6 protein-coding genes and 3 pseudogenes are annotated in these 4,734 nt (G+C 46.2%); all 9 read right to left on the minus strand.

What is annotated here, in order from left to right:
- Positions 1-646, minus strand: a pseudogene (locus ASD95_RS13750) (type IV secretion protein Rhs); the annotation flags it as partial.
- A 100-nt stretch (positions 647-746) separates the two neighbouring features.
- Positions 747-830, minus strand: a pseudogene (locus ASD95_RS29840) (RHS repeat protein); the annotation flags it as partial.
- 156 nt (positions 831-986) lie between these two features.
- Complete coding sequence (locus tag ASD95_RS13755; protein ID WP_056724197.1) at positions 987-1,259, minus strand: hypothetical protein; 273 nt, start codon at positions 1,257-1,259, stop codon at positions 987-989.
- 251 nt (positions 1,260-1,510) lie between these two features.
- Complete coding sequence (locus ASD95_RS13760) at positions 1,511-1,942, minus strand: NTF2 fold immunity protein (RefSeq protein ID WP_082562948.1); 432 nt, start codon at positions 1,940-1,942, stop codon at positions 1,511-1,513.
- 147 nt (positions 1,943-2,089) lie between these two features.
- Entirely contained in the window at positions 2,090-2,569 is a 480-nt protein-coding gene (locus tag ASD95_RS28695; protein WP_236709742.1) for a hypothetical protein, read from the minus strand.
- Between the two features lie 149 nt (positions 2,570-2,718).
- The gene (locus ASD95_RS29165) at positions 2,719-3,345 is read right to left on the minus strand and encodes a hypothetical protein (RefSeq protein ID WP_156385759.1); all 627 of its coding nucleotides are present in this window, start codon (positions 3,343-3,345) and stop codon (positions 2,719-2,721) included.
- A 140-nt stretch (positions 3,346-3,485) separates the two neighbouring features.
- The gene (locus ASD95_RS13765; RefSeq protein ID WP_056724198.1) at positions 3,486-3,956 is read right to left on the minus strand and encodes an SMI1/KNR4 family protein; all 471 of its coding nucleotides are present in this window, start codon (positions 3,954-3,956) and stop codon (positions 3,486-3,488) included.
- A 3-nt stretch (positions 3,957-3,959) separates the two neighbouring features.
- Positions 3,960-4,241 carry an HNH/ENDO VII family nuclease gene (locus ASD95_RS29845; RefSeq protein ID WP_223542651.1) on the minus strand — a complete coding sequence of 94 codons (282 nt, stop codon included), beginning with the start codon at positions 4,239-4,241 and terminating at the stop codon, positions 3,960-3,962.
- Between the two features lie 80 nt (positions 4,242-4,321).
- Positions 4,322-4,734, minus strand: a pseudogene (locus ASD95_RS29850) (hypothetical protein); the annotation flags it as partial.

Genomic DNA, 4,734 nt, shown 5'->3' on the forward strand with positions numbered 1-4,734 from the left:
GCGCCGTGGTCTCCTGGATCAGCCTYCCGAGCARGTCGTAGGAGAAYTCCAGCGTTTCTTCGCTGACRCCMAKTTGCTTGCCCTGCGCGGTCGGCAGGCGCTGGATCGACAGCAAGCGATCAGCGTCGTCGTACACATAATCCTGACGGGCATCGGCATTGAGTTTGGCCAGCAGCCGACCAATGCTATCGCGCTCGAATTCGGTACGACGCTGTGGTCGTTCACCGCGTTCGCCGTAGCCGGTTTCATCGACCTGGGTCAGATGCCCGCCGAGGTTGTAGTTGAAGCGCCGGGTCAGGTTGTCGATGCGTTTTTCTTCGATCAACCGGTCGCACGCATCGTAGGCGAACTGGTACGYCGCGTKGTTTTCGTTGATCAGCGCGGTGAGGCGAATCGCCGGGTCGTACTCGTAGCGGATGCGCTGGCCCTTGGCGTCCTGGCGGCTGCTCGGCAATCCACGGGCGGTGCGCAGCAGGCGCGTGGTCTGGCCTTTGCCGTCGGTGTGCGTCAGCACCTGGCCGAGGGCGTTGTAGGTGAAGGACTCGGCGCTGCCGTCCGGATGATTGATGCGCAGCACTTCGCCGTCAGGCTTGCGTTCCAGCGTGGTGGTCTGACCCAGCGCATCAGTAACGGCGACCAGATGCTGNGCTGCCGTCCGGATGATTGATGCGCAGCACTTCGCCGTCAGGCTTGCGTTCCAGCGTGGTGGTCTGACCCAGCGCATCAGTAACGGCGACCAGATGCTGGCGCTCGTCGAAGCGGTAGGTGGTGTTTTTACCCGAGCAATCCTGGAAGCGTTCGACCTGGGCCAGGGTATTCCACCACAGGTATGTGTGACTTGCGCCGGACGTCGATTATTACTATAGAGAAAGTGACTGAGACAAAGTTGGCAGCCACTTACTTCGATGAGTTTTTAAAGAACGAACGACAAATGGCGTTAGTGACCGCATCAAGAAGAGAAACAGCGTCGAAAAAACATCAAGCACTCAAGGTCTGACAACCAAAAAACCATTAACTTCCCTCTGTGCGAAATCCATTTTTTCAAGCAGCGGGTTCTCATAATCACTATATATCGCTAAATACTCCCTAGGCGAAAACCTGATTAAATTATCGGTTAAATTACCTCCAAGCAAGAGCATTACTACCCTTTCGTAATTTTCGATAATAGAGCGTAGATCTGTCCCTCCGCGCACTGCCTGAGCTTGTTTTAACTCATTTGATATTTCTCGCAACAAACCTATCAGATCAGTCTCTTTCATCTAGCCCCCTTTATATAGCGCTATCCTGAGGCGTTTTCAAAATTTATGACCTACCCATTGCAATGCGGTAAATGAGTGGAGAGTGAAGAGAGCAACTAAGACAAAGGCTTGTAGCCACTCACAAAACTAGATTTTAAAGAACTTATTTAACTCTACAGATTACACCCAACTCCGCTTACACCATTAGAACGCTTTGAAAGCTCGCTCAGCGCATGTGAAAAAAACCACTGATTCCATTTCAGCAGCTCATACTACAAAGGTGAACGCTTCCACTTATCGTCATAACCCAAACTTTCTTTCTTCTTAATTTTCCACTCACCAGCTTTACAAACCATGACTATCCGCGATGTAACCTCTACCCCAACAGTTTGTTGTATCTGAAAAACGACTTCATCGCCACTCATAGAAATGACCTCTACAACGTCAGACTGCGGATCGTACGTGGGCGGATTAACACAACCCAAGTCTATCAAACGACCAAAATTACTTTTATTTTTAAAAGCAAATTTATTTAGTATACTTTCCAGCCTACTCCCAAAAGAAACTTTTACTTCAGGACCATCCCCTTCTCCGGCTAAATTCTCTTTTCGAATCTTGAAAAACTCTGCTTCCCAAGAATTCATTTCGGCCAAAAAATTGTTTACACGCTCTAACGCACGCAATGAAATTTCTTTATCAGCCATATCAGCTCCAAAATATCTCTTTGAATATTTTACTGGCAACTCGTCGACTTAGCTGAAACGGCGCATTGAATCACCAGATATCTAATGACCGTCCTTATTGAAGAGCGAAATACACCTCGACAAAATTTGAAAGACCCCCACTAAAAATTAAATAACAACTATTTTATCCTTAACCAAACCAACAGGCCAACGACCAGAATAATATAATTTTATTATCGCCAACCATCGATCACCAAGCCCATAATAACTTTCAGACACATATTGCCTAAAGGCAAAACACACCGCGTTTCTTGCCGCAAGGTTAAAATCATGCGGCGTGCAAATGAACTTGTTCTTATCAATAGTTTTAGCAACCGCCATTACTGCCTTATTCACTTTCATTCGCATAGCGACTAGATCTGAAGGCGGCTTAGGAATATCATAAAACGGATCGGGTTGAGCTGGGGATGTGGGCAGCCACTCAACACCCTCATAGCATCCATCAAACTCAGACTCAGACGGCTCTAAAAAAACCTTCCGAACGCTTTCTATATATAAAAAATCATTATCTTTAGACCCAACACTCCCCATACTTGAGAAAAACTCAAACCCTTCTATTTTTTTACACTCTTCATCAATATCAATCATATTACAATCTCAGATCAGTTATTGTGCCAGGCGGCAGATCCTTCCCCCCTATTCCACCGCAGCATAATGATATTAAAAGAGCGCATCCATCAACTCTGTCACGGCCTTTCAAAATAGCCAAAGCGTTTATTGGCACAAGACGAACAGACTCAGGACATTTCACCCCACGGATCAAAAACAAACTCACTATCTATTGGTTTAAAACTCAAACCAGCCAACTTTTTCTCTGCCTCAACCTTAAACTCCTCGCTACAGACCCACTTCATAATTTCGATACAAACAAAAAAACTCTCACAAACTCCACTTTTTGCAGAGAACTGCCTTATCCAGCTATAAACTGGCACAGCAGGATGATACCGATTAAATACTGGCTCACTAGTATTTAAATCCTTTTCCAAAGAAAATTTAGACCCAGCCTGATCCAGTAACCCTACAGCATCCAGAGGGATAAAAATAAAATACTCACCACTGATCACTCCACTTGCAAGCTTTAGTTCAACCGGCACTGATCGATACCTAACATTTAAACTATCGCAGACTTCAAGAAAGCGTGCTGACACTAGATTGTGCGGAGACCCTAAAAAATCCACATCAAGCGTTTTTATTGTTCGATCCAACACTTTAAATTTATAAACCCTCTCCACAACAACACTTTCTACTCCAGGATCAAACTCATCCCACTCCCACTCATCACAATTGAACTCACCTGAGATAAATTCAGGCTGACCGCATGACGCTCCACAAAAATCAACCAAATAAAAAATTTCTGCACTCATAATAGTCGCGCTGTAATTTTGTCTACAGCGTATTTTCCGCTTTCCAACCTTTCACGTGCCATTCGCTGCACCCTACCCACCCCCAAAAGCCCCCCTACCGTCATACCAGATAACCTACACGTTACTCGCCATCCGCAACATTAAAGATCTTTAATAGACTGCCTGACAGAGTCACAAAAAAAATCTTCAAAACTTTTGGAAATGACATTTTTCTCGCCATCTCTTTTAAATGAAAGCTCCGTCTCCACCACTACAGGCTCTCCTGCCTCTCCAATGCTAGAAGTATCAATTGAATATATAGGGCCATATCCTGAAGACTTAATGACGATCATTCCATTATCGGCATCACCAAGAGATCGTGCGTTTTTTGTAGCAAATATAACGCTAGGGATTGCGGTAGCGGCCAACCCGCTCTTAGTAACCCCATAGTACGTCTCACCGGCAAATGACAAAGCACCAAACCTCTTAAGAAACAACTTGTACGAATCCGGAAAACCAACCCCCAATTCTTTTTCAAACTCAGCTATCAGGGAGTCGCTAGCGCCACCTGCATATGCAGGATCTTCACCAGATGCATTAATCTCAGCCTCAATCAAATCAATATAGCTCATACTTCAGACTCCGAAATCCAATGATCTTTCCTTCCAGTAACTTTTCTTCCATGTATTAAACGGCCCACGATTCATACTCTTGGGTGCGCTATTATAAAGCCGTCTAATACCATCCGACCCAACCCAACTTTTATCCCACTGATTAGAGTACATATGCAGCACTCGATCATTTTTTGAGTGAAAACTGCTGAGGATTTCTGCCATTGAGCCAGGTTCGTCTTGGGTAAGGTGGTGGAGATTCACTTCGCTCCCGTCTTTTCCTATTGGCGCATCCCCTTTGCTCATCCTTTGAACGTTTGTCCTTCCCAAATCATCAACGTAGTTGGGATCAAAAATATCATTTCTTTGGTACACCTTTCGACCGGCTACGTTTTTAGCAGCCCAGCAGCTCCACCCCAGTGGATCGGTCCAACTTCCTGTGTTTGGAGCATAGCGATACAGGTTAAACCCGCCAGATACAGGTACAAACTGCTCTGCCCCGGACTTTCCTCACGCAACATCCGCAAGCCTTGCCACAAAAAGTGCTTCTGCTCGGCTTTACCGTTGACCTCTGAAACCTTGCCAACCCGTCGCCCCAAACTGTCATACCGATACGATCCGGTACTTTCCATCTTGCCGTTAACCAACGTCTCCGCCCGCACCAACCGATTTTCACAGTCATACCCAAACGTCTGCAGCGTGCCCATCCCGCTGCGTTTTTCAATCAGGTTGCCCCACGCATCGTAGGCATACTCCTGATCCCGCCAGCGTTTAAGACGGTTGTCTTTGACGTGATCAA

Origin of the sequence: Pseudomonas sp. Root71, from assembly GCF_001429045.1 — a bacterium.
Taxonomy (GTDB): domain Bacteria; phylum Pseudomonadota; class Gammaproteobacteria; order Pseudomonadales; family Pseudomonadaceae; genus Aquipseudomonas; species Aquipseudomonas monachiensis.

Excerpts from the sequence above, each read along its gene's own strand:
- ASD95_RS13755 (WP_056724197.1), bottom strand. The coding sequence starts at position 1,259 with ATGAAAGAGACTGATCTGATAGGTTTGTTGCGAGAAATATCAAATGAG.
- ASD95_RS13760 (WP_082562948.1), bottom strand. The coding sequence starts at position 1,942 with ATGGCTGATAAAGAAATTTCATTGCGTGCGTTAGAGCGTGTAAACAAT.
- ASD95_RS28695 (WP_236709742.1), bottom strand. The coding sequence starts at position 2,569 with ATGATTGATATTGATGAAGAGTGTAAAAAAATAGAAGGGTTTGAGTTT.
- ASD95_RS29165 (WP_156385759.1), bottom strand. The coding sequence starts at position 3,345 with ATGAGTGCAGAAATTTTTTATTTGGTTGATTTTTGTGGAGCGTCATGC.
- ASD95_RS13765 (WP_056724198.1), bottom strand. The coding sequence starts at position 3,956 with ATGAGCTATATTGATTTGATTGAGGCTGAGATTAATGCATCTGGTGAA.
- ASD95_RS29845 (WP_223542651.1), bottom strand. The coding sequence starts at position 4,241 with ATGAGCAAAGGGGATGCGCCAATAGGAAAAGACGGGAGCGAAGTGAAT.